Below are 22701 nucleotides of genomic sequence, written 5' to 3'. Positions count from 1 at the left end.
GGGGCTGCTCCTAACTGGGCTTGATCAGCCCGATGCGCACCCCGCGCCCCTCGGTCCCCTCGGGGACCTGCTCTTGCTCCATCTCGATCAGTTCGCAGCCCAGGCAGCGGCTGGTCTGCGCCACGTAGGCGTGCCGGTCTCCGCCCTGCTGCTCGTCCCACTCGGCGGGCCGCGTGCCGCACCCCTCACACACGGCCGCCCGCCACGCGGCCCACGCCGCCGCCTTCGCCCGGTCCAGGGCGCTCCACCGGCCGTCCCCCGCGCCCATCAGCTGCGAGTGCGGGATCCGGTAGGCCTCGCACAGCTCCATCTCGCTGCGGAACTGCGGGTCGGCCGTCAGCCTTTTCCCAGGTCAACCCGCAGGGTCTGATTAACAGCCAGCGCGCCGGTGAACAGCAACTTCGCGTCGCTGTCGGACCACTCGTCCAGGAGAACCTGCGCATCCTCCACGGTCATGCCGTCGACCTCGGCGCCGGTCTCGTCACGCTCGACGTGGGACGAGGAGATCAGCGCGGCCGGGAACGTCTCGATGTTGTACTCCATGCCCTGGTCGGCCTGCTGCTCCGTGGGCGCGTGCGCCTTGAGGAGGGCATCCCACGCCGGCCGCGGCAGGGCCCGGAACGTGATCTCCACCGTCGCGTCGGCCAGGGCCCGTTCGGCCGTGGCGAGCACCGAGCGGGCGATGACGACCTGCGGGTGCGCCTCGGTGAAGGCCTCCGCCTCGGCGTCGTTGATGCCCTGCCCGGCGCCGGCGGTGCGGGCGGCAGCGCGGGCCTGCGCCAGCCGCATCTGCGCCTCGGTGACAGCGAGCTTGGCGCCGGCGTCGTCACAGATCGACACGGTCCGCTCCGGCAGGGCTCGGGCCCGTAGCCGGGCCATCTTGGCTCGCCAGTGCGCGTCCCGGGCCACCGCGTGCACCGGCGGCTCAACCATCATGGTCGTCATCGCCAGCCCCTCAGGCCGCGGTGGCGGCCGGAACCGGCGCGTCCAGAGTCGGCAGGTCCGAGATGCTGAAGCTGACCTTGAACTTCGCCGCCTCCGCACCCGCGCTATACGACGACGCGCGGCTGCCCACGCGCACCGGGAAGATGTCGAGGCTCTTCGACTGCGGGACGTCGCCCTTGCGGAAGATGCAGACGTAACCGGTGACGTCCTTGGTCAGCAGCGTCTCGATCGCGTCGCCGCCCAGGTCCTCGTAGAACGTCAGCGAGCTGTTCGCGGCCTTGTCCTCGCCGGGGATCGACGTCGCGAACTTCGCGCCCAGGTCCGGGGTTTCGATCGGGGAGTTCTCCAGGCTCCAGCCCTCGATGTCGCTGATCTGCCGGGACAGGTCGGTGCCGGCGGTCAGCTCCTGCCGGGTCGGGATGTTCGTCGCGGCCGCGATCGCCTTGACGAAGTACACCTTCGTGACGCCGCGGCGCATGTACCGCTGCTGCTGCGTGGATGCCACGCTGGACTCGCATTTCCGGGGACACGATCACCCGGGATGCAATGCGCCGCCGGAGACCCGTCCCCTCGTCGCACCACCCCAGTGCAGGGCGGCGGAAGGGAGTCGGCCCGTACCGGTGGTCGGGCGTCCGTGCGGGGGTCTCCACGGTGAGATCGCCGCCGAAGTCGGCGGCGGGCGGGTTCAGCTGTCAGGTGTGGTCACGTGCAGGATGATCCGCGTGATGTAACTGTATACGCCGTTGGCGACGGACTGGCCGTCCTCCTTGTCGATCTCCCGGCCGACAACCGTGTGCCCCGCCGGAAGGATCGGCGTCACGAAGCTCCCGCCCTTCGTGCCGAGGACCGCCGCCCGGACCTTGTCGGCCATCCACTCCGCCTGCTCCCCGGTCGTCGCGACCGACGTGACCTGGTATAGCAGCCGCCCGTCGCCGGCCTGGTCGCCGAACGGCGGCCCGCTGCTGGTGCCTCCCAGCGGGTACAGCACGCTGTAGGGGATCGTGGTCCCGGTCGGCTTGTCCGCCGCGACCGGCGGCGCCCCGTACCCGCAGCTGCGGCCCGTCGCCGCAGCTATGGCGTCCCGCAGCGCCGTCGACACGACCCGTCCCTGAACCGGCATCTACTCGTCCTCATCGTCGTCGTTCCCGCCGCCGATCTGGCACGCGGTGATCTGCCCGGCCAGGTCCAGGTCGGCGTAGCGCAGCATCCCGGCCCGGTCCCACACCGGCATGTCCGTCGGCGACGTTTCCAGGAACAGGCCCAGCTCCCCCGTCTCCTCCTCAACAACCTCCAGGACGAGTACCGCACGGGACAACAGCCCGGTGCCGTGCGCCCGCAGCACCCCGGCAACGGCCTGGTGGATGTCGTCGGTGAGCTGACTCATCCCGCCACCACCGCTTCGGCAACACGGCCCATCGCCATCAGGAACAGCGGCTCGACGCGCTGCACCGCGGGGCCGACGTGCGGAAGCGGCGCCTGGTGGTACACCCGGCCCAGACTGTCCGCGCCGGAGAAGCCGTACTCCAGACGCGCGGCCTGCGGGCGGCTGGTGCCCACGGTCGCTTCCACACCGGTGGCGGTGGCGTGGACCTCCGTGGTCCACGACCGCCGGTACTCGCCGCTCTGAACACCGGGCCCAGGACGGCCCGATGCGCCGGCGCGGATCGCGGTCTCCAGGATCATCGCGTGATGCCGCACCACCGCCGTCGCCGCCGGCACGGCGACGACGGCCCTCGACTCCAACTGCGCGGCCAGGACCCCGGCGTTACTGGTCACCTGCGCCATCAGCCGTCCACCGCCCCGTGCTCGCCGGGCTGCCGCACACCGAGCGCCCACTCGCCCAGCTGGGTGAACAGCGCCCTCGTGAACTCGTGCGCGCCGCCGTCGAGGAGGTCGTGCCGGGCCAGGACAGCGCGCTCGGTCTCGGCGGGGTCGAGGGCGGCCAGGAACGCGGCGGCGGCCGGGCCCGGGTCCGGATCCTCACCGACCACGACGCGGGCGGTGCCCTCCCACTCCGGGTTGGCGGTCGGGCGCAGCAGCAACTGGATCTCGGGGAGCTGCCCGGCGATGTGTCGCAGCTCGTAGGAACGGACCTGGTCGGCGAGGTCCTGGCCGTCGATCTCCAGACGAGCGGTCGGGCCGGTCGCCTGGATACGGACATGCCGCTGCTCAGGGGGATTGGTGGGGGTCATGGTCACGAGCCTAGGGGCCTCGACGGACACGGCGGCCGTTCCCGACCGTGGCCCGGCGCGCACGCCCAGGCGCCGCCCACTTCGCACTCCAGCGCCACTCCACCCAACCCGTCGCTCACCACTGATTGTTGAACAACGCGCCGGTGGCGGAACCCGTAGTCTCGCGACATGCACAGGACCCTTGAGGACCCGCCCGCGCTGACTCGCGAGGTGGTGGCAGAAGCCCTGGAGAGTGCTCTGAGCGGCCGCTCTGCAGGTGACGACGCGGCTGATGCCCTGGTCGGAGTCGCTCTGCACGGAGATGACCGGGAGTTCGTCGAGCACTGCTGCGTGCAGGTCGGCACACGGGCCGCACCGGGCAGTCCCCTACTGGGGCTGGCTGTCCTGTGCCTGAGCCACACCGCCCGCCGCTTCGGCCGCCTCAGCGACGAAACCCTCGACCTGGCGCGATCCCTGTCACGGCGAGCCGCCGCCGACCCGGCGGACGTTGACGAACGAGCCCTTGACAGCTACGACGACATCCGGACGTTCCTGCACCTCTGGTAAAGGAGCGGGCCACCGCCCGAGCCGCCGACAGCCGCTCGCACGGAAAATGATGCATATAAGTCACGGACACCGCCACCATAAACGCATCAAAGTTGCGCCTGCTTTGCGGTGGACGGCCCGTCACATATATCGTCATGCATCGGAAGTGAGCTCCGCGACCCCCTACCTGCCCCATGACGTCCGCCGTTCGATCGCGGCGGAACACCCGGCGCGACGAAATCCGTCCCGCCAGCGGCAGGAAGGGGTAGCGCGATGCCCGACTCGGAGTTCCCGCAGGTCACCGACAATTCGGAGGCTCGGCGGGACATCGAGCGGGAGGAACGCCGTGCGGAGCGGCGCCACCAGAAGTACGTCGAGACGTTGAGGTTCGGGGCCGCGCTCGCAGTCCCGGCGATCGGCCTGATTGCCGACTACGCGACCAGGCGGTAACGACGGGCGGCGCGCCTACCAGGCTGGCACCTGGCGGGCGCGCCGCCGATCTGGCGGCGCCGCGCCCTTGCGGGCTCAGCTCCTCCTGGGCGTCGTCCGCGCCGCGAGTTCCATCATGGTTGCGGACGGCGCCACATCTATATCGAACTCGATTATCCCGCAGGGGCGAGATAAGTTCGAAGTTTGAATCAAACTCCCAAGTTCAAATAACCTCATCAATGGATCTCCATTGATTCAGTCGGATCTTATCTATCGAATCGACCATAAATTAGTCGGTTCGGGAAATATGTCCAGGGTTGAGATTATTTGTTCCGCTCTTAGCTCAGAAGCGTGACAACAACGCGTTGACATGCAACGGTATCACCCCGGTACCGGGGTAAGAAATTTCACGAAGCCACACATTGAGCTGCGCCTCGCGAAAACCGCAGGTAGAAGGCCATCCCGGGCCGATATTCGTCAACACTTGTTGACACGCCGTGAGGCCCCGGGGTCACTCCCGGGCCCGAGGCGCTGGCTACGGGGCTACGACCTCGTCGAGGCGGGTGATCCGTGCGACCTCCACGGTGCTGGCCTCTCCCGCGTCGAGGGTCTGCCAGGTCCGGCCGACCGTGCCGGCCGTCGACTCCTTCGCGACGATGACGGTCACCAGGTCGCCGCGCTGCGGAAGCGGCGCGGACAGCGGCGTCACCAAGCCGTACCAGGAGGCGTTGTCCTCCAGCCACCGGCCGCCGACCAGGTGCTCGACCGCGGCGAGGCCGTGGGCGGAGAGCACCGCTCCGCTGCCCTCCCAGGTCCTGGTTGTCGGGATGGGCCCCACCAGCCCTGTTTCGACGTCCAGCACCGGGGTGCCGGTCGGCCTGCTGATCCGCACGGTGTCGACCATCACGGTGGTCTCCATGGTGAGGCGTACGACGCCGAGATCGATAGGGGTACTCACGCGGCAGCACCTCCAGCCTTCTCGATGCGCATCCACGTCCTGCGGACCACCGCCGTGCCGCCGGACTCCCCCGGGTCCAGGACCTTGAACGTGCGGCCGACGGCGCCCGAGTCCGTGCTCTCCACAATCGTGACCGAGTTGCCCTCGGCGGCGACCGGCGCGCCCAACGGGGAGAACAGCAGGTAGCGGCCGTCACCATCGTCCTTGTACGGCTGCCCCTCCAGCCGCAACACGACCCCCGGACCGCCGGAGGCCCGGTGCAGACCCGGGCCTTCGTACTTCGCGACGTCGGGGCCCGGCACGTACTGGCCGGTGGTCGGATCGAAGATCTGCGGGCCGGGCTCGCTGATCCGGACCTTCTCGGTCAGGAGCAGCCGCTCGACGAGGGTGGTGACGCCGCCGAATTCGGGCGCGGCCGTGCCGGGGTCTGTGGTGGGAGTGGTCATGATCCGAGCCTAGGAACCGCGGCGGACACTCCCCTCAGACAGCCGAGGGCCACCCGAAACGCAACATGGGAGCTTCCCCCGCCCTGGCCCGGCTCGAACACGGCTGGCCCCCTCCACAACAGACCGATGCTTAGGGGTATGGGCATCGACCGACGCAGGGCACTCGCAGTCTATCCCGCGCCTCAAACGCGCCCGACCGGCCCGAGGAACCCCTGGACGAAGAGGGCTCTCTCGGGTGAGTTCCCCCGGTCAGAGCTACCCTCTGACCCCCGCCCTGGATGGTGGGGTCAGATGAGCATGTAGGGCCTGAGATACCCCAACCGCTCGCAACTAGCTGCTTCCTCGTCCAGGCGAGCCTGGGCACCCGCGTGCCCGAGGGAGTCCACCAGCATGACCACGGTGCAGATCGCGAACACGTGGATCTGGTCCACAAGCTCCAGGTCGGTCATCGCCTCGACGAACCCCGCCTCCTTCGCAGCGACCCGGCGTACGGCGGCTGTCGTCGCGAACTCGGACTCCGCCGGTGCCAAGGCCGCCACCTCATAGAGGTCTCGCACGTTCATGGGTGGCTTCCCCAGATCGCCGAGGAGATCATCGTAGGAGAGGCCCAGCAGAACGAGTACGAGCTGCCGCCGCTCCGTGTCCAAGCCTTCAAGGCTTGCTGCGACCTGGACCCGGTCCTTCGTCAGGTAGGCCCGCGTCAGGTCGATCCCGCGCCACTTCGAATCCACCATCCACCCTGTCTCTGTCACGCCTCCACCTATACCTGACTCCCGGGTGTGGCGGAGGCGGTTTCGCGCTCCCGAGCCGGAACGATGGCCGACGGGCCACGCGCCCCGCCCCATCCTCCGGGCGGCACTGCGCGAGGGCTGTTTCGGACAGTTACCTATGGGGACAGTAAGCGGCCGGGAGTAGGGCAAGACCGGCCTGTGCTCGTCAAGGCCTTCGGGGCCCGGCTCAACAGCGAACTCGCGGCGCGTTTCCCGGGAAAGACGAGGGCCGGGCGGCGCCCTTGCGAACTGCCAGCCAGGGTCACGGGAGCCATGCTCGATGTCGTCGACGGCTCCGCAACGGACAATGAAGCGGTCAGGTCGACCAGGCCGAGAGCACACGGTCCTGTTTCTCGGTTCCCAGGCCGCGTGCCCCGGAGTGCTGTGCGGACGGCTAGGACGTCCGGGCGATCATGACGCGCGTACCCTCTCCCCGTGACCGATCACGCCACCGAGGGCCACCCCGCACCAGACCGAGGACCAGGACACCGCGCTTCATGGCCTTGAACCCGGACACCGTCCGCGCCCGCGCCGCCGCCGTCTTCGACCTCGATGCCAGGTTGCCCGCGCGGGTCTTCCGGGAACTCGCCGACGAGGCGGTGTTCTGCGAGTTCGATCTTCTGCTGACCCCGGACGCCTGGCCGGCGCTCGCGGCGCTGGCCAGGCTGCACGGTGACCGGCAGGTCGACCTGCTCGTGGTCGAGGCGGACGGCATCACCGGACCGACGCTGTCGCTGTCCGTCGAGGCCACGCCAGACGACTACTGGGCGGAGGTCGGGTTCGACTCGGGCCGGGAAGTCCTGGAGTCGATCACCATCGCGGCTCGGACCGTCGCACTGACCGGTCCCTCCGGCCGTTGGGGCTGTTGGGGCGAACGGGACCCGGAGGTCGCCGTTGTCCGAGGCTTCCCAGACGAAGCCGCGCGGCACGATTGGCGCGCCCGGTACGGACCGTACGTCGACGCGGCTGGCGCGTTGGCATCCTGGCTGCCGCCCACCTTCGGCGGCCAGACCGTCCCGGACGCCTACGCCGCCGCGCTGACCGCCAACTACGGTGCGCTGCAGAGGGACTAAGCGTCGGGTGCGGTGGTGGCCTGGTGGGGCAGGCGGTCGCCGATGCCGTACTGGGCGGCCTGGAGCTGGTAGGCCTCGGAGTAGGTGGAGGGCTTGGCCATCAGCTCTTCGTGGGTGCCCTCTTCGATGAGGCGGCCGTGGTCGAGGACGTAGATGCGGTCCGCTTGCGCGGTGGCCGCGAGGCGGTGGGTGATCAGGACGATGCTGACGCCGAGTTCGGTCAGGGCGCGGATCTTCTCGAAGGCCTCGATCTCGGCTTTGGCGTCCATGGCGCTGGTCGGCTCGTCGACGACGATCAGGTGCGGGAGGCGGCCGTCCGGTGCGGGGGTGGTCATGCGGTGGCGCAGCCTGGCGATGGCGACGCGTTGCCACTGTCCGCCGGAGATGCCGACGCCGCCTTCGAAGCCCTTGGCGAGGAGGGTGTCCCAGCCTCGGTCGAGTTCGGCGAGGACGGGGTGGAGGTCGGCGTAGTCGGCGGCGGCTTCCAGTTGCTGCTGGGTGGCGGGGGCGTCGGGTCGTCCGAGGAGGAGGTTGGCGCGCAGGGTGAAGGACCAGCGTTGGAAGTTCTGGGCCAACAAGGCGATGCCGGCGAACAGTTGGGCGCGGTCGGCGGTGGCGGTGTCGGTGGTGTCCCACCGGATGCGGCCCTGGTGGGGCTGGTAGACGCCGCACAGCAGGTGGGCGAGCGTGGACTTGCCGGAGCCGTTCTCCCCGACCAGGGCGATGACCTGGCCGCGGCCGATGGTGAGGCTGACCTTGTCGAGGGCCGGGGTGTCGCGGCCCGGGTAGGTGAAGGAGACGTCCTCGACGCGGATCCGCTCGGGGCGTTCGGGCAGCGGCGCGCCGCCGACGGGAATCGCGCGGCGGTGGCCGTGGCGGCGCAGCCGGTCGAGGTCGGCGACGAACAGGGACTCCTCGTAGAGGGAGTTGATCTGGGAGACGAGGCCGGAGATCGAGGCGGAGCCGGTGCGGATGGCGACGACGGCGGTGCCGGCGACCGCCAGAGGCATGGAGCCGGTGCTGACCAGCCAGCCGAGCATCGTGAACGCGCCGACCGTGGCGAGTCCGGCGAGGGAGGCGGTCAGCAGGTCGGTGCGGGCCTTCACACCCGCGAGGCGGGCCTGTTCGCGTTCGGCGGCGCGGGCCATCTGCTCGTAGTGGCCGAGCAGGAACGGCCCGCACGCGTGCACGCGGACCTCGGCGGCCGACCACGGGCGGATCAGCATGTCCGAGAGCAGGCCGCTGGCCCGGCTGTGCTGGAGCATCGCCTGCGTGGACAGGTAGCGGCGGCGGGCGGTGCGCACCGCACCCCAGCCGCGCGGGGCGGTGATGAGCAGCAGCATCGGTAGCAGTGCGGGGTGCAGGACGGTCAGCACCCCGGCGGCGGAGAACAGGGCGAAACCCGCCGTCAGGACGGACACGCCCTGGCCGACGATGTGCTGGATCGATCCGGCGCCCCAGCGCGCCGAGTCGACCTCGGCCAGGAACTCCGGGTCCTCGATCGCCTCCAGTTCGGAGCGGGAGACGATGGCCAGGAAGTCGACGGTCGCCGACCGGAACACGGCCGGTTCCAGCCGACCGGAGGCGAGCCCGGACACGGCGGCGAGGACCGCCGACAGCGCGGCCACGGCGCCGACGGTGAGGATCGCGGGCAGGGCGGCGTGCAGGATGGTCGGCATGTCGCCGGGGGCGAGGAGACGGCCGAGGGCCTGGTTGGTGGCGATCAGCGCGGCCGCGGCGGCGACACCGCGCAGCACCTCCGCCGTCACCAGGGCCACCAGCGCCGGCCGGTCGGCCGCCCAGGCCATCCGCCCCGCCAGCCGCAGGAACGTGGGCATCTGGCGGGCGACCGTCCAGAACGTCACCCTGGCGCCGGCGAACTCGTGCTTGGCCCAGCCGTAGTCGTAACGCATCGGCCCGCCGAACAGCAGCCGCTCACTCTCGGAAACCGGAGTGCTGTCCGGCGTCGTGCTCGTGCTGGGTGAGGTCATGGCACTCCTGCCGTAGGGGTACGGGTGCAGTGGGAGCTGGTCGGCTTGGAAGACGGGTCGAGCGCGCCGTTCGGGCAGAGCTGGAACAACGCGGAAGTGCCGGAATGCCTAGTGTCCGCGCCGTGTCTGCTCGCCGGGTCGAGGCCTGGCCGGATCACCCGAGTGGGTGACGGCGCGCGGCGGCCGAACGCCCACCCCGCCGTTGCGGCGTGCTCGGGAGCGTTCGGCCGACCGGCCGCCCCGGTGTGCGGGTGGTGGTCAGTCTCGTCCGCAGGAAGGCAGTTCCCCGGTGACGCGGCGGGCGTCTAGGGCGCTCGCGAGGAGGCCGGCTGCGGTCTTCACGGCGTCGGTGTAGGCGGCTTCGCCCAGTTCGGCGCCGAACGGCGTCATCCGCCCCCGGCAGATGACGAGTTGGCAGGCGTCGGAGGACAGCTCGGCGGTGAGCGGCGTGCCGGGGAAGACGAAGTGTGCGGATCCCGGGCGGAATTCCCGAACGTACTGGGGGTCGCCGGCTTCGACGTGGGCGGTGTCGGTGTAGGCCTCCAGCGTCGCGGTGCCGGTGAGGGTGAGCACGGCGGTCTTGTCGGCGGCCGGGAGGGGCGCGGTGTGGTTGTCGGCCGCGATCCGCAGGTAGTACGTGTTGTCGGTGTCTTGGCCGACGTACAGGTCGGTGTGGCCGGAGCCGGTGTGCGACAGCTTCGCATGGCCGCTGTGGGCGATGGCGAGCATGTCGAATGCGGAGGCCGCGACCGTCGGGGCCCAGTTGGTGGGGAGGTTGACGCCGTCCATCGGGATCTCCCGGGCGCGGCCGGACAGGTCGAGGAGGTCGGCGACGGCTTGCGGCAGCGGGACGAGGGTGTGGGTCACAGTTCGGTCCTTCCGGTGATGATCCCGTGGGATCGGAGCATGGCGGCGAAGGCCTCGTGGTCGGCGGGGGACATGGAGAAGTCCTTGGTCTTCTCCATGTCGTCCTTCTTCATCTCGGTGACCATGCCGTCGAGGTCGGAGGCGGGCCACCACTGGTCCTGGCGGGCGGGGCCGGACAGGAACAGGCTCACGGTGCCGGGCTGCATGATCGTCTGGTGGATGAGCGGGTCGCCGAGCATGTAGTCGGCGCCGGGCGCCTCGATGGACATGACGGCGGGGGTCAGGTCCATCGTGGAGAACGGCCCGCCCTGGTGACCGTCGGTGCGCCGGTGCCATACCTGTAGGTAGCCGCCGTACAGGATGTGGGAGTAGATCGCGCGACGGTGGGTGTGCGGGATCAGGTCCTTCTCGTCGTGCTCGAAGCGGTGCAGGCGCAGGCACCAGCCGCCGGGCCTGTCGGCGAGGACCATGCGGGACATGAGCGGGTGGTGCTCGCAGCGGCCCATCAGCTCCGGGGTCCGCGGGACCGCCTCGACCATCTCGGTGAGCAGCGGCCGGTTGTCTGCGAGCTGGCGGAGGATGGAGCGGGCTGTGGTGGCGCTGTCGCGGGCCCGATCCCAGTCGATGGTGTCCAGTTCGTGGTGGACTTCTTCAACGGTTTGCACACTGACTCCTTGAAGTCTCGCTTCGGGTAGGGAAGTTGGCTCTCCGACTGGTACCGTCTCCGACCAGTTGATCCGGGTTTGTCCTTGGAGGATTCATGCCACTTCTGCCCATGTGGGCGCGCAACGCGGCGATGCCGGTGTACGAGCGGCGCGTTCTGAAAGGCCTGGAGGGCCTGCCCCGGCCGCAGCACGTCGGCATCATGCTGGACGGCAACCGGCGCTGGGCGCGGGCGAACGGGCACGGCCACGATGTCGCCGAGGGTTACCGCGCGGGCGGCGCCAAGGTGGAGACGTTCCTCGGGTGGTGCGCCGAGACGGGCGTGGGGCACGTCAGTTTGTTCATGCTGAGCGACGACAACCTGTCCGGCCGCCCGGAGCACGAACTCGTGCCGCTGCTGGGCATCATCCAGGACACCGTGACCGGACTCGCTCAGCCTGGCAAGTCGTGGCGGGTGCAGGTCATCGGCTCGCTGGACCTGCTGCCCGACGAGCACGCTCTCGCGCTGAAGGAGGCGGCGTCCGCCACCGCCGACCGGGACGGCATGCTGGTCGACGTCGCCGTGGGCTACGGCGGGCGCCAAGAAGTCGTGGACGCCGTGAAGACCGCGTTCCGCCGGCACGTCGAGGGCGGCGGCGACCCGGCCGAGTTCGCCGGGGCCCTGGACACCGACGACATCAGCGCGAACCTGTACTCGCCAGCCGGTGCGGACGCCACCGATCTGGTCATCCGCACCAGCGGCGAGCAGCGCCTGTCGGGGTTCCTGCTGTGGCAGTCGGCCTACAGCGAGTTCTACTTCGTCGACGTGAACTGGCCGGCGTTCCGGAAGGCCGACTTCCTGCGGGCGCTGCGCGCGTTCGCGGAGCGCGACCGCCGGTACGGCAAGTAGGCCCCGGGCCCGGCCGGTGTGGCTCACAGGCGCATCCGCTCGTCGCTGAGGATCGCTTCCAGGCCCGCCGGCCAGGCCTCGGCCCAGTCGGGGTCCATGTCCACCACGACCGCCCGCCAGTGCGCGGCGATCGTCTCCAGCTCGGCCTGCACCCGTCGTTGCAGGTCGAGGTAGGCGGCGCGGGTCGCCTCGCCGCCGACCTGCCCGTAGTGCTCCAGCGGGCCGAGTCCTCCGTACTGGGCGACGCGGCGCTCGTAGGCCAGCTCGGGAGTCACCCGCAGCAGCACCGGGACCGCCAGCGAGGAGCTGGGGCGCAACACCTCGCGGGCGCAGGCCATGACCTCGCCCGCCTGGCGGTGCAGCGGTGTTCCGTGCACGGCGTGGTGCTGGACCATCACGCAGCCTTTGACGACAGCGCGGATCAGGTGCGGGGTGTCGATGACGACCTGGCCTTCGTGGACCTTCGGCAGGAGGACGGTCTCCCAGTAGGCGAGCGACCCGGCGATCTCGGCGATCGAGGAGGCCAGGACGGTGCGGGCGTTGTTGTAGGCGATGTCGACGTCGGTGAGTGCCCGGGTGACGTCCTTGCTGCGGAGGTCGGCGTCGGGGGCCAGCCGGTCGGAGACGTCGCTGCCGTCCGGGGTGCGGGCGCCGGTGTAGAAGGCGCGCAGCGCGCCGTCGTACAGGGTGCGGTTCAGGTCCGCGGTGGGGCCGGTGGGCATGCCGAGGAGGTAGTGGCGCCGGGGTAGGAACTGCGCGGCGACCCCGTGGGTGGTCAGGTGGCTGACGAGGCCTTCGGCGAGCAGGTCCTTGCCTGAGGCGTCGATGCCGAGCAGGGTGATGATCCGGCCCGGCCGGACCGCGGGGGCAGCGTCCGGCTGATCGGTGGTGGTGTCGGTGGTGGTCATGCGGGTGCCTTCCGGTAGTCGGTGATGGCCTGGCGGAGGTGGCGGCGGTTGAACTCCGGCCACAGGGCAGGGGTGAACCACCAGCGGGCGTGGGTGCCTGCCCACAGGAGGAATCCGGAGGAGCGGCGCTCGCCGCTGGTACGGATCACCAGGTCTGGCGGCGGCTGGCCGCCAGCGATCTCAGAGGTGATCTGCTCCGGTGTCAGGTGCTCGACGGCTTCCTGGGGGCTGATTCCGCGTTCGGCGGCCGTGCGGGTGAGGACCGCCTTCACGGCGTGGACGATCTCTTGGCGCCCGCCGTAGCAGATGGCCAGGTTCACCGTCATCACCCGGCCCGGCCCGCTGGTTTCCCGCTGCGCGGTCTGCAGCATGTTCCGGACACCGGGGGTCAGCCCGGTGGTGGTTCCGAGGTGGCGGACGGTCCACCGGTCCTGAAAGGCGAGACGGCGCACGACCGCGCAGATCACCTCCATGACGACCGCGATCTCCTCGCGGTCGCGCCGCAGGTTCTCGGTGGAGAGCATCCACAACGTCACGTACTCGATGCCGGCTTGCTCGCACCAGGACAGCAGCTCGGGGATGCGTCCGAACCCGATCCAGTGGCCTTCCGTGACCTTGAGCAGGCCCTTGCGGCGGGCCCAGCGGCGGTTGCCGTCGAGGACCAGCGCAACGTGCCGGGGCACCGGCCGGCGCCGGAACGGCCTCATGAGGCGCGCTCCGCTCCCCATGCGGTCGACTCCGCGAAGAAGCGCACCGCGTCGTCGTCCCAGCCCAGCCCGTACCACGTCACGGCCTCCGCCGCGGCCTGCTCGGCGTGCCGGTGCATCATCGTGCTCAGTTCCTCGTCCACGTGGTGGGCCAGGGCGATCTCACGGACCATGTCCACGTCGGCGTCGGTGGCGTCGGCGCGTCCGAGGACCGTGCGCACGAAGTCCTTTTCCCGGGTGGTGGCGGCGGCGATGGTCTGGCGGATCGGGTAGGACACCCGGCCGGCGCGCACATCCACCGAGTCCGGTTTGCCAGTGACGGCCGGGTCGCCGAAGAAGCTGATGAAGTCGTCGCGGATCTGGCCGAGGATGCCGACCGCCCGGGAGTAGCGGTGCAGCGTCTCGCGGTGCGGGGCGGGGTCGTGGCCCGCGGCAAGGAGGCCGAGCTGCATCGGCGCGATGATGCTGTACCGGCCGGACTTGAAGTCGGAGACGGTGTCCAGGAACGCCAGGTCGGGCAGCCTGGAGAAGTCGCGTTCAAGGTCGGTCATCTGGCCGCAGAAGGTTTCCTGCCCGGCCCGCAGGATGACCTGGGTCATCGCCACGACCAGGTCGGCAGGCAGGCCGGAGCTGGTGATGACGTCGGCGGCCAGGTAGGACGCCAGGTCGCCGGCCATGACGGTCATGCCCATCGCGTACTGGGGGCGGCCGGGCATCTCGGCCTTGTAGGAGCCGAAGGTGGAGCGGATGCCGCGCCGGGTCAGGGAGTTGTCGACCAGGTCGTCGTGGATCAGCAACGCTGCCTGGAGCAGTTCGATGGCGAGCGCCCCGGTGTCGGTGGCTCCCGGAAGCGGCGCCGTGCCGGGGAGCCTCGCAGCCTCGTAGACGAACGCGGCCCGCTGGCGCTTGCCGCCGGCGAGGGCCAGGTCCGCAACCAGCGACAGGGCGTCCGGGGAGAACACGGACTCGGCGGGATGGTCGAAGGCGTCGCCGAGCCGGACGAAGTAGTCCTGGAACAGCGGGCCGAAGGCAGTGGCGTGGTCGCTGATGCGTTCCTGCACGGCCTGAGCCGTGCGCGTGTAGGCGTTCGCGGACATGATGCAGCCCTCCGAAGGCAGGGTCAGACCGAGGGGATGAGGGTGTGCGCGTACGGGACCGAGGAGACGCAGGGGTGGGCGATGCCGTGCCCGCTGTGGCCGTCCTCGCCGAAAGCGTCGCCGTGGTCGGCGCACAGGATGGCCAGCCACGGCCCGTGCTGTGGCAGCTGCTCGAAGAGGCGGCTCAGCTCGCCGTCGGCGTAGGACAGGGCCGCGCACTGGGACTCCCAGCTGTCGCGTGTCTCGCCGGGGATGTAGCCGGCGGTCGGCTCGTGCGTCGCCGCGATGTTGATGAACAGGAACAGGCGCTGGTCGGGCACCTGCTCGTCCAGGACTGCCAGGGCGCGGTCGACCTGGTGCCGGGTGGAGTCGTAGCAGTCCGGGCTGGTGTCCTGCGTCCAGTAGGCCTCCTGGAACAGGCCTGGCAACACGCGGCCCAGCCTGGTGATGTTGTTGAAGTAGCCGACGCCTCCGATGCACACCGTGCGGTAGCCGATCCCGGCGAAGCCCTGGACGATGTCCGGCGCGTCGCTGAAGACGTAGGTGGTGGTGGCGATGGTGCGGCCCTTGCCGGGAACGGCCTGGCAGGCCAGCAGGCGCGGCGGCCGGTTCGGGCCTGACGGAACCGGCAGGAACCCGGCGAAGAACGCCTGGTGCGCGGGGTAGGTGAAGGTTCCCTGGGTGCGGCGCTCCTCCCACAGGCCGTCGGGCAGGACGCGCTCCAGGGCGGGGGTCCGACCGGCGTGCATCGTGGCGCGGGCCACGTCGTAGCGCAGCGAGTCGAACGTCATGAACAGCACGTGGTGACTGCCGATGATCTCGTTGGCGTTCAGCTGAAACACCGGTCGGACCCCTTTCCGGGTCAGATGGCGATGCGGAACTCCTCCCCAAGGGCGAAGCCGAGCTGTTCGGCTTCGCCGGTGGCCACGATGACGTCCTTCACGGTGTCGATGCCTCGCCAGTAGCCGTCGATCCGGTAGGCGTACAGCCGGCCGTCCTTGGCGAGGTCGGGGAAGGTCGTGTCTTCGTGGTCGCCCTTGTCGGGGAAGAGCGCGAAGGTGAGGGTGTTGATGAGGTAGGCGCCGGCGTTGATCCAGTACGGGAGCACCGGGCTCTGGGTGAAGCCGTTGATCTTGCCGGTGCTCTCGTCGAGGTCGGCGACGCCCCAGTTCGAGCGGTACTGGCTGAGGGCGATCGTGACGTCGGCCTGGTGCAGTGCGTGCTGCTCGGCCATCTCCACGAGGGAGAACCCGGTGATCACGTCGCCGTTGAGGACGGCGACGGGTGCCGGGTCCGCGGGGTCGGGGAGGGTGCGGGTGGCGAACTTCAGCGCGCCGCCGCGCCCGAGCGGCTCGTCCTCGATGGCGTAGGAGACGCGCAGGCCGAAGCGGCTGCCGTCACCGGCGTAGTCCTGGATCATCTCGTGCCGGTAGCCGCCGGAGACGACGACGTCGGTCACGCCCTGTCGGGCGAGCCAGGTGAGCTGGTAGCCGATGATCGGTGTTCCGGCGATGGGGATCATCGCCTTGGGGGCGTCGTCGGTGTAGGGGCGCATCCGGGTGGCCTGGCCACCGGCGAGGATGATCGCTTGAGTGGTGTTGTTCATGTTCCCATCCTTTCACCCCGAATGGCTGACGTTGCGTCAAATCAGTTGTATTTAAGGTGATATGAGCACAGCGACCGTCGATCGAGACGCGCCTCGGGTCGGGCCGGCGTGGTGCTTGGATGCCCGCCGTCTCGCCTCGGCTGCCGTCGGCTGGCGGTATTCACGCGGGAACTCCGGACGGCCTCTCCTCCGCCGCCGTGGCGGACCCGACGAGGGCCTAGTGGCGGGTGAGCCACTGCGCAGGGTCGTCGAGGTCGGCTTCGGTCGGGACCAGCTCGTCGTCGGCCAGGGCGAGGCGCAGGAGCTGGTGCCCGCGCGCCTCGATGACGGCTGCGACGAACGCCTCGCCCTTGTCGTAGGCCGGGTTGTTCGTCGGAGCGGCGGGGTCTGCCTTGAGCTGCCGGTACAGGTCGCTGGGTTGCGGGTCGCCGGGCAGGGCGCCGAGCACGGCCTGCCCGCACAGCGCCTCGGAGGCCAGGCGTTCCACGTGCCGGGCGTGGCCTTCGCTCAGCGCCGCAGGGTTGCGGTGCTGCTCGGGAGACAGTCCGTCCATGTGGTCCAGGAGCTTGCACCGCAGTGGCGCGACCGCCAGCTCGGGCCGGAACGCGACCTGCGCGAGGTGGGTGATCCCGTGGGCGAAGGTCGCGGTCAGCTGCCGGCCGCTCGGGCGCAGGTGCCGCTCGTAGCCGTCGGGTACGAAGGTGAGTTCGACGGTGTCGGGTGTGCGCCACATGATCGGCGCGCGGGCGGTCGGGTGGAACCGGGTGACCAGGTCCCTGGTGGTGGTCCGGACCCGGTCGACCATGGCCTCGGCGACGTCGTCGCGCATTCCGGGGATGGTGTTGAGGGCGAGGCGGTTCAGCAGCACGGAGTGCTCGACCTGCCGCTCGACGAACTGGCCGGGGGTAACCGGGCAGGCCACGATACGTTCGGGCAGCGCGAGGCCGCACAGGTCCGCCGCCAGCGGCGCGGCGGCCTCAATGAGGCCGCAGTAGCGGCCGTAGTCGGCGACATCCAGGTCGGCGTCGTTGCGGAAGACGAAGGTGGTCATCAGGGTCCGAATCGGTTGAGACCTGTCAGGTCAGGAAGCAGGCGGGGGAACGAGGCGCCCGTGGCGGCCTTCGGGCAGGGATCCGGCTCCGACCAGCCGCAGGGTGGGCAGGCGGCGGCCGTCGGCGGTGAGCTGGAACAGCGTCCAGCCGAACCACAGGCCCGCGCGGGCGAGCAGGCCGTCGTGGCGTAGTTCCGCCGCGCGGGCCATCTCGATGGGGGTGGCGAGGTAGGCGGTGGTGATCGTTGCTCCGCCGGGCAGGGCCCGGCGGACCAGCTGTGCGGGGTCCGGCCCGCCGGGGGCGTGGACCTCGGTGCGCAGGCCACCCTCGTACAGCGCGGTGGTGGAGGTGTAGCGGCGGGGGCCGCCACCGATGCCGGCGGTCAGGGTCGGCGGGCTGGTGAGGTCGGCGAGCAGGAGGACCGGTATGCCGGTGCGGGCGACGAGTTGGGCGGCCTCGTCCCCGACGACGACCGGGTGGTCGGCGCTCACAGAGCGGCCTCCACGGGGACCTCGGCGTCTCGGCCGATGCGCCAGTCCCAGGGGAACGGCGGCAGCGGGTCGGCCAGGGCGGTGCGCCGGCGCAGGCCCGCCTCGTGCCGCCAGGCGGGTTCGGCGCGGGCGAAGTCGGCCGCGGTGAGCATCGCGCTCAGGGCGAGGACCGGTGTCATCGCCGCGTAGGTGCGGCCGTCGTCGTGGGTGGTGACGTCAGCGCCGTAGGCGCTGGTGAACTGCTGGTACTCGGCGGGGTCGGCTCCGTAGATGTCTCGCCGCCATGCGAACGCCGCCAGGTCCCATTGCCGGGGGCCTAAAGCGGTGCGTTCGAAGTCGATCAGGCCGGGCTCGCCGCCTTGGCCCACCGCGCTGTTGGCCAGGCCGACGTCCCCATGGACGGCTCCCGTGCAGGCGGTCAGGGCGGCGGACTTCCAGGCGGTACGGGCTTCGGCCAGTATCGCTCGCGCCCGCCGGTCCTCCCCGGGGGTCAGGGTGCCGGGCGGCAGCGTCGCGATGCGCATGGACAGCGTGGTGACGGGGTCGAACACCGGCAGGGCGAGCCGTCGCGGGACCTCAAGGCTGTGCAGCTTCCGCAGCAGGACGCCGAATTGTGCCGCGGTGGCGCGGCCGGTGCCGAGGTCCTGAACGAAGTTGATCTGGAGGACGTGGCGCCGGGTTTCGCGCTGGACAGGGTAGGGGTCGCGGCCGACCGGGCGCGGAGCCCGGATGCCTTCGCCCCGCAGCCACTGGCCGACGCGCATCTCGCGCAACGCCTCCTCGTGCCTGGTGCCAGGCGCGAACACCTTGGCGATGGCCCCGGATTCGGGGAGACGGAAGGTGTGGTTGGTGGTGGGGCCGCCCTGGATGAGTACGGCGCCGCGGGGGTCGAGGCCCTGCGCCCGCGCGGCCTCGGAGACGACTTTTCGGCTCTCGTCGGGATTCACAACGACCCTTCTATGCAAAGTGGTTGGAGGGCAATGGCGCACACCGGCACGCGTCGATGCTTCGGCGCCATCGGTGCGCGCGGACGGTGGCGCGGGCCGGGCTTCGCCGATTGGCAGCGGTCCTGGGGCGGACCGTGGCACGGCGGGGCGGCCGTATCACGCGGCACCGGGTCCGGTCGGGCGCTGTTGTCCGGCCATCGGGGTTCGCGGGGTGGCGGAGTCGAAGTCGCCGCCAGGGCGTTCGACGTGCAGGTGGGCGCCGGGTCGGCGTCGGGGCAGCGCGGGGGTGGCCGGGACGCGGAATCCGGTGACGCGGCGGGTGGTGGCGGTGCCGGGCAGTCGGCTGGGCGATCCGGCATCGTCCGGGAGCGGTGTCGCGGGCGGTGCGGACACGGGGTTCGGGTGGGCGGTCATGCGGCTTCCTGACGGGTGGTGGTGTGCGGGTGGGCCGTGGCCGGGGGCTGGCAGGGACAGGGGTGTTCGGTGGCGAGCAGGTCGAGGCTGTGCAGTGCGAGGACCACGGCGGCGGTGGAGTTCACGTCCAGCTCGTCGTACAGGCGGCGGGCGGCGGTGGACACCGTGCGGGGGTGGACGCCCCGGATCTCGGCGATCCGGGCGTGGGTGTGGCCGTCGGCGAGCAACTGGCCGGTGGTGCGCAGGACGTCGGTGATCGCCGGGTGGTTGTCGTCCGGGTAGTCGGGCACGGTGATGAGTCCGGCGCGCATCGCGATGTCGATGGCGTGGGCGGTGTTGCTCGCGCGCAGGCAGCGGGTTGCGACCCGCGTGTAGAGGGCGGCCGTGTCCCAGGGCCAGCGGTAGGCCCGGTCGATGGTCACGGGGTCGAGTCCCTGGCCGGCGAGGTCCAGGACGGTGGCGTGGTAACTGGACAGCTTCGGGCGCCGGCGGCAGACGGGGCAGGGGTGCCCGGCGACGAGGCCGGGCGTGATCTCCGGCACCATCGGCGGCCCGGAGCGGATCGCGGCGGTCACAGGGTGATCCCGAGACGGCGGGCGGCGGTGGCGACCTTGTCCTGGTCGGAGGGGCTTCCCGCGTACAGGGTGTGGGCGTGGCGCAGCATTTCGGCGGCCATGTCGGTGCTGCCGGTGGCGCCGGTGTTCTCGGCCGTCCACAGTAGGGTGCGGGCCTGCCAGGCGGGGGCGTTCTGGGTGACGAAGGCGTTCATGGCCTCGGCGAACGCCGTGTCGGCTTGGGCGTGTTCGCCTCGGTCCGCGTGGATACGGCCTTGCCAGGCGCGGGCGCGGGCGGCGTTCAGGTCGTCGCCTGCGGCGGTCAACTCGTCGTGCGCGGTGGACAGATGGAGCAGGGCGGCACCGGAGTCGCCGAGTTCGTGGAAGGTGATGGCGAGTGCCACGCGGGTGACTCCGGTGTCGCGTCGGTTGCCCAGTTCGGTGCGCCGGCGCAGGGCCTCGGTCAGGTAGACGCGGGCGAGTTGATGACCGTGGGCTTCGTGGGCGCAGGCGCCGAGGTCGTGCAGGTGCTGTGCCTGTCCGGTGTCGTCGCGGTCGTCGCGGGCGAGGGCGAGGGCGGCGTGGCAGTCCTCCATGGCGTCGGTGTGGTGGCCGAGGGCGCGCCGTACGGTGGCGCGGGCTCCATAGAGTTCGCGGAGTATGAGCCTGCTGGCTCCGGGGCGTGGCGTGGCGGGGTTGGCCAGGCGTTGGGCGGCGGGGATGGCGTGGTCGTACGTCCACAGCCACAGGGTGTAATCGCGTTGGCGCAGGAGCCAGGGCCAGCAGGCGTGGGCGAGGTGGGCGGTGATGTCGTCCAGGCCGTGGGCGTCGGCGCTCTCCAGGACGGTGCGCAGGTAGGGGCCTCGCAGGTGGAACCAGGCGAGGGCCTGGGCGGTGGTGGCGAGGGCAGCGCGGTGCGGTGGCGGGTAGAGGATGTGGGCGACGTGTCGTCGGAAGGGGTGCAGGGCGCGGGACGCGGTGCTGGCCTCGGCGACCATCCAGTCGAGGGCGCGGCGGCGCGCGGTGTCGGTCCGGTCGGTGCCGTCCTCGCGGCGTCCCAGGGCGGCGGCGTGGCGGCGGCCGTCGATAGCGACGAACTCGCACATGATGGTGCTGTTGTCGATGGGGGCGATGAGCCCGGCCTTCGCGAGGTCGGTGAGGTGGCCGATCGTGGCCGCCGGGTCCAGGCCCGAGGCGGCACCGGCCATCCCCGGGTCGATCCGGGCCGAGGGCAGTGGCAGCGCACCGAGGTCCCGGTAGAGGCGGGCCGTGTCCGGGTCAAGGGCCTGGTAGGCGTGGTCGAGTGCGTGAGTCACGGTGTCGTCCAGCGGTTCGGCCGCCGGGGCGGCGATCGGGGTGGCGGTGTGGGCGTCGGGGCCGACGGGCAGGCGACCGCCGGACGGGGAATTCGCCTGCCCGGCCGCGCCGCCGGCGATGGCGTTGCGGATCACCACGGCCTCCGCTGCGGGAGGTCTCCGGTCGCGGCCCGGTCCAGCAGGCGAACGCTCGCTTCGGGGGGCAGCGACGCCTTCAGCGCCAACTCCGTCTTCAGGTGGGCCCGGTCCTGGTAGGTGACGTCGAAGTGCGACCAGGTCGCGGTCAGGACGCGTTCGCCGACACCCAGCTGCGCCACGTCCCAGCCGAGGATGACGCCGCTGTCCGGCGGCAGTACCTGCACCTGGAGCGCGGTCGTGCGGGCGAGGTCGGCGAGGTGCCGCATCTGCGCGGCGTGGACCCGGAGCCCGCCGACGGCGCGTTGCAGCAGGTCCCAGTCCAGGAGCAGCGTGGTCTGCGGGGTGTCCGGGTGGCGAAGGCGCGCGTCGAAGGCGACGGCGCGCGCGAGGTTCAGCTCGGTCTGCCACTGTCCGGCCACCAGCGGGTTGGCGAGCAAGTCCCCCCGGTAGATCCGGCAGGACACGCAGCCGTTGTCGGGTGGCGGTCCCATCGGGCGTTCGGGCACGGTGCCCGGTACGCGCACGGTAGGTGCGTCCAGCGCCATCGCGAGTTCGAAGGCGGGGGTGCGCAGTGCGGCGGGGATGGTGATCGCGCCGACGAGCAGCACCGCGGCGGCGCGTTCCTCCAGGATCTGGTAGCGGTGCGGCCAGCCGGGTCCCCGGTCGGAGAAGTACCCGGGCTTGGCCAACCCGGTTTCGGCGAGAACGTGTTGGAAGTCGGCCTCGGCGACGGCGCCCGCACCGTAGACGTGGAGGCAGGCGGCGAGCTGCCCGTGCTGTGCGGCCTCGTGCAGTGCCGGGTTGGTGCCGTTCTCCAGATCGGCGATGTCGCAGGCGTTCATGCGGGCCGCGGCGGGCATGCGGGCGGCGACGTCGGCCCAGGTCAGGTCCTGGCATTCCCGCAGGTGACGCAAGTGCTCGCCCAGGATCGCGGTGCCCAGGCTCGGCCCCTTCCAGGGGATGTCGGAGCCGCCCGGCCCCAGGGCCGCCGCGTGCACCGGAGCGGTCAGGACTGTCGACACCGAAGACTCCACGGGCCGAAGCGTCGGGGACTGCTTCTCCACTGCCGGACCGCGTCGCGCCGGAGGTTGCCCTGCGGCCGCGCGCACGATGTGGCTGGTGATCTTGTCGAGGCACACCATCACCACGCACACCCGCCGCACACGGTCAACGCAGGCGAGGTGGCTGCCTGGGCTCAACAGGTCCTCTGCGACGCGCAGTTCGTTGGCGAGCATGTCCAGCAGCGGCACCTTGGGGTCGTCCGGGCCGCCGCGGCGCAGTCGCAAGGCAGTGGTGTCGAGGGCGTCCGCGAGGCGCCCCACCGACGGGGCGGCCAGTTCCGGGCCTCCCAGCGCGGGCAGTTGCCCGGCGATGCGGTCGAGCGCGTCGTCCAGCGACAGCTGCGGCACGCCGTCAACGAACGGGACGTCCAGCTTCTGGACGGCCCACGCTTGCAGGGCGTTGAAGGCATCGCCGCGTAGCACCGGGGTCTCCTCTGGTCATCGCTGTGGGCTGGGTTGTTGTCCGTCAGGCGGGATGAGCACGTCGGGCCCGGCCGCCACCGCCGGGTTCGCCGGGGCCTGCCGCCGCCCCGCTGGCAAGGCCAGTGGCCTGGGCCGCCGGCGACGGCCACCGGCGTGCTGACCGGCCCGCGCCCTGAGGGCCGACGGCAGTGGTTGCCCGCTGCCGACCGCGAGCTGTCCGGCGGTCGGCAGCGGGACTC

At 71.0% G+C, this 22701-nt stretch carries 29 protein-coding genes; 4 read left to right on the top strand and 25 right to left on the bottom strand.

Going from position 1 to position 22701, the window contains the following annotated elements; genetic code table 11:
• Positions 1–10 precede the first annotated feature (10 nt).
• The 7 genes from ACFWPT_RS06390 to ACFWPT_RS06360 all read right to left on the bottom strand — a co-directional run bounded on the left by ACFWPT_RS06390 (position 11) and on the right by ACFWPT_RS06360 (position 3137).
• Positions 11–310 carry a hypothetical protein gene (locus ACFWPT_RS06390; RefSeq protein WP_380479962.1) on the bottom strand — a complete coding sequence of 100 codons (300 nt, stop codon included), beginning with the start codon at positions 308–310 and terminating at the stop codon, positions 11–13.
• A 26-nt stretch (positions 311–336) separates the two neighbouring features.
• Positions 337–945, bottom strand: coding sequence for a hypothetical protein (locus ACFWPT_RS06385; RefSeq protein WP_380479960.1), 609 nt, complete (start codon positions 943–945; stop codon positions 337–339).
• Positions 946–955: 10 nt separating this feature from the next.
• Entirely contained in the window at positions 956–1450 is a 495-nt protein-coding gene (locus tag ACFWPT_RS06380; RefSeq protein WP_380479958.1) for a hypothetical protein, read from the bottom strand.
• Positions 1451–1630: 180 nt separating this feature from the next.
• Complete coding sequence (locus tag ACFWPT_RS06375; RefSeq protein WP_380479956.1) at positions 1631–2065, bottom strand: hypothetical protein; 435 nt, start codon at positions 2063–2065, stop codon at positions 1631–1633.
• On the bottom strand, positions 2066–2329 hold the full coding sequence (locus ACFWPT_RS06370) for a hypothetical protein (RefSeq protein ID WP_380479954.1): 264 nt from the start codon (positions 2327–2329) through the stop codon (positions 2066–2068).
• Positions 2326–2730 (bottom strand): hypothetical protein, encoded by a 405-nt coding sequence (locus tag ACFWPT_RS06365; RefSeq protein ID WP_380479952.1) that lies wholly within the window; start codon positions 2728–2730, stop codon positions 2326–2328. Before ACFWPT_RS06365 ends, ACFWPT_RS06370 begins: the two co-directional genes overlap by 4 nt.
• Entirely contained in the window at positions 2730–3137 is a 408-nt protein-coding gene (locus tag ACFWPT_RS06360) for a hypothetical protein (RefSeq protein WP_380479950.1), read from the bottom strand. The genes ACFWPT_RS06365 and ACFWPT_RS06360 overlap by 1 nt, the downstream gene beginning before the upstream one ends.
• Positions 3138–3305: 168 nt before the next feature.
• Between ACFWPT_RS06360 and ACFWPT_RS06355 the strand changes: the two genes are divergently transcribed.
• Complete coding sequence (locus ACFWPT_RS06355) at positions 3306–3683, top strand: hypothetical protein (protein ID WP_380479948.1); 378 nt, start codon at positions 3306–3308, stop codon at positions 3681–3683.
• 252 nt (positions 3684–3935) lie between these two features.
• Positions 3936–4112: a hypothetical protein gene (locus tag ACFWPT_RS06350; RefSeq protein ID WP_380479946.1), complete on the top strand. Its 177-nt coding sequence runs from the start codon at positions 3936–3938 to the stop codon at positions 4110–4112.
• A gap of 514 nt (positions 4113–4626) precedes the next feature.
• On the opposite strand, the gene ACFWPT_RS06345 is transcribed toward ACFWPT_RS06350, so the two are convergent.
• The 3 genes from ACFWPT_RS06345 to ACFWPT_RS06335 all read right to left on the bottom strand — a co-directional run bounded on the left by ACFWPT_RS06345 (position 4627) and on the right by ACFWPT_RS06335 (position 6247).
• On the bottom strand, positions 4627–5049 hold the full coding sequence (locus ACFWPT_RS06345) for a DUF6093 family protein (RefSeq protein ID WP_380479944.1): 423 nt from the start codon (positions 5047–5049) through the stop codon (positions 4627–4629).
• Positions 5046–5495, bottom strand: coding sequence for a DUF6093 family protein (locus ACFWPT_RS06340; RefSeq protein WP_380479942.1), 450 nt, complete (start codon positions 5493–5495; stop codon positions 5046–5048). Before ACFWPT_RS06340 ends, ACFWPT_RS06345 begins: the two co-directional genes overlap by 4 nt.
• 287 nt (positions 5496–5782) lie before the next feature.
• On the bottom strand, positions 5783–6247 hold the full coding sequence (locus tag ACFWPT_RS06335; protein ID WP_380479940.1) for a hypothetical protein: 465 nt from the start codon (positions 6245–6247) through the stop codon (positions 5783–5785).
• A 515-nt stretch (positions 6248–6762) separates the two neighbouring features.
• On the opposite strand from ACFWPT_RS06335, the gene ACFWPT_RS06330 reads away from it, so the two are divergent.
• Positions 6763–7338: a hypothetical protein gene (locus ACFWPT_RS06330; RefSeq protein WP_380479938.1), complete on the top strand. Its 576-nt coding sequence runs from the start codon at positions 6763–6765 to the stop codon at positions 7336–7338.
• Here ACFWPT_RS06330 and ACFWPT_RS06325 read toward each other — a convergent pair.
• The 3 genes from ACFWPT_RS06325 to ACFWPT_RS06315 all read right to left on the bottom strand — a co-directional run bounded on the left by ACFWPT_RS06325 (position 7335) and on the right by ACFWPT_RS06315 (position 10861).
• Positions 7335–9329, bottom strand: coding sequence for an ABC transporter ATP-binding protein (locus tag ACFWPT_RS06325; RefSeq protein ID WP_380479936.1), 1995 nt, complete (start codon positions 9327–9329; stop codon positions 7335–7337). The genes ACFWPT_RS06330 and ACFWPT_RS06325 overlap by 4 nt on opposite strands.
• A 258-nt stretch (positions 9330–9587) precedes the next feature.
• Positions 9588–10196 carry a hypothetical protein gene (locus ACFWPT_RS06320; protein WP_380479934.1) on the bottom strand — a complete coding sequence of 203 codons (609 nt, stop codon included), beginning with the start codon at positions 10194–10196 and terminating at the stop codon, positions 9588–9590.
• Positions 10193–10861 carry a hypothetical protein gene (locus ACFWPT_RS06315; protein ID WP_380479932.1) on the bottom strand — a complete coding sequence of 223 codons (669 nt, stop codon included), beginning with the start codon at positions 10859–10861 and terminating at the stop codon, positions 10193–10195. The genes ACFWPT_RS06320 and ACFWPT_RS06315 overlap by 4 nt, the downstream gene beginning before the upstream one ends.
• Before the next feature lie 95 nt (positions 10862–10956).
• Here ACFWPT_RS06315 and ACFWPT_RS06310 point away from each other — a divergent pair, with 95 nt between their 5' ends.
• Positions 10957–11748 carry an isoprenyl transferase gene (locus ACFWPT_RS06310; RefSeq protein WP_380479930.1) on the top strand — a complete coding sequence of 264 codons (792 nt, stop codon included), beginning with the start codon at positions 10957–10959 and terminating at the stop codon, positions 11746–11748.
• Between the two features lie 23 nt (positions 11749–11771).
• Here ACFWPT_RS06310 and ACFWPT_RS06305 read toward each other — a convergent pair whose 3' ends face one another.
• The 12 genes from ACFWPT_RS06305 to ACFWPT_RS06250 all read right to left on the bottom strand — a co-directional run bounded on the left by ACFWPT_RS06305 (position 11772) and on the right by ACFWPT_RS06250 (position 22462).
• Positions 11772–12656, bottom strand: a complete 885-nt coding sequence (locus tag ACFWPT_RS06305; RefSeq protein WP_380479928.1) for a hypothetical protein — start codon at positions 12654–12656, stop codon at positions 11772–11774.
• The gene (gene uppS, locus ACFWPT_RS06300; RefSeq protein ID WP_380479926.1) at positions 12653–13363 is read right to left on the bottom strand and encodes a polyprenyl diphosphate synthase; all 711 of its coding nucleotides are present in this window, start codon (positions 13361–13363) and stop codon (positions 12653–12655) included. Before uppS ends, ACFWPT_RS06305 begins: the two co-directional genes overlap by 4 nt.
• On the bottom strand, positions 13360–14460 hold the full coding sequence (locus ACFWPT_RS06295; protein ID WP_380479924.1) for a polyprenyl synthetase family protein: 1101 nt from the start codon (positions 14458–14460) through the stop codon (positions 13360–13362). The genes uppS and ACFWPT_RS06295 overlap by 4 nt, the downstream gene beginning before the upstream one ends.
• A gap of 23 nt (positions 14461–14483) precedes the next feature.
• Positions 14484–15302 carry an STM4013/SEN3800 family hydrolase gene (locus ACFWPT_RS06290; RefSeq protein WP_380479922.1) on the bottom strand — a complete coding sequence of 273 codons (819 nt, stop codon included), beginning with the start codon at positions 15300–15302 and terminating at the stop codon, positions 14484–14486.
• A 20-nt stretch (positions 15303–15322) separates the two neighbouring features.
• On the bottom strand, positions 15323–16066 hold the full coding sequence (locus ACFWPT_RS06285; protein ID WP_380479920.1) for an NDP-sugar synthase: 744 nt from the start codon (positions 16064–16066) through the stop codon (positions 15323–15325).
• A 217-nt stretch (positions 16067–16283) separates the two neighbouring features.
• The gene (locus tag ACFWPT_RS06280) at positions 16284–17117 is read right to left on the bottom strand and encodes a hypothetical protein (RefSeq protein ID WP_380479918.1); all 834 of its coding nucleotides are present in this window, start codon (positions 17115–17117) and stop codon (positions 16284–16286) included.
• Between the two features lie 30 nt (positions 17118–17147).
• On the bottom strand, positions 17148–17609 hold the full coding sequence (locus ACFWPT_RS06275; protein WP_380479916.1) for a hypothetical protein: 462 nt from the start codon (positions 17607–17609) through the stop codon (positions 17148–17150).
• The gene (locus ACFWPT_RS06270) at positions 17606–18556 is read right to left on the bottom strand and encodes a phosphotransferase family protein (protein WP_380479914.1); all 951 of its coding nucleotides are present in this window, start codon (positions 18554–18556) and stop codon (positions 17606–17608) included. Before ACFWPT_RS06270 ends, ACFWPT_RS06275 begins: the two co-directional genes overlap by 4 nt.
• Before the next feature lie 156 nt (positions 18557–18712).
• Positions 18713–18970, bottom strand: a complete 258-nt coding sequence (locus tag ACFWPT_RS06265; RefSeq protein ID WP_380479912.1) for a hypothetical protein — start codon at positions 18968–18970, stop codon at positions 18713–18715.
• A complete protein-coding gene (locus ACFWPT_RS06260) occupies positions 18967–19545 on the bottom strand; it encodes a hypothetical protein (protein ID WP_380479910.1) in 579 nt (192 codons plus the stop codon). Before ACFWPT_RS06260 ends, ACFWPT_RS06265 begins: the two co-directional genes overlap by 4 nt.
• The gene (locus ACFWPT_RS06255) at positions 19542–20975 is read right to left on the bottom strand and encodes a hypothetical protein (RefSeq protein WP_380479908.1); all 1434 of its coding nucleotides are present in this window, start codon (positions 20973–20975) and stop codon (positions 19542–19544) included. Before ACFWPT_RS06255 ends, ACFWPT_RS06260 begins: the two co-directional genes overlap by 4 nt.
• Positions 20972–22462 carry a Scr1 family TA system antitoxin-like transcriptional regulator gene (locus tag ACFWPT_RS06250; protein ID WP_380479906.1) on the bottom strand — a complete coding sequence of 497 codons (1491 nt, stop codon included), beginning with the start codon at positions 22460–22462 and terminating at the stop codon, positions 20972–20974. Before ACFWPT_RS06250 ends, ACFWPT_RS06255 begins: the two co-directional genes overlap by 4 nt.
• Between the last annotated feature and the right edge of the window lie 239 nt (positions 22463–22701).

It is taken from the genome of Kitasatospora sp. NPDC058478, assembly GCF_042720345.1.
In the GTDB taxonomy this organism is placed as follows: Bacteria; Actinomycetota; Actinomycetes; order Streptomycetales; family Streptomycetaceae; genus Kitasatospora.
This window is presented reverse-complemented; position numbering and strand designations above follow the sequence as displayed.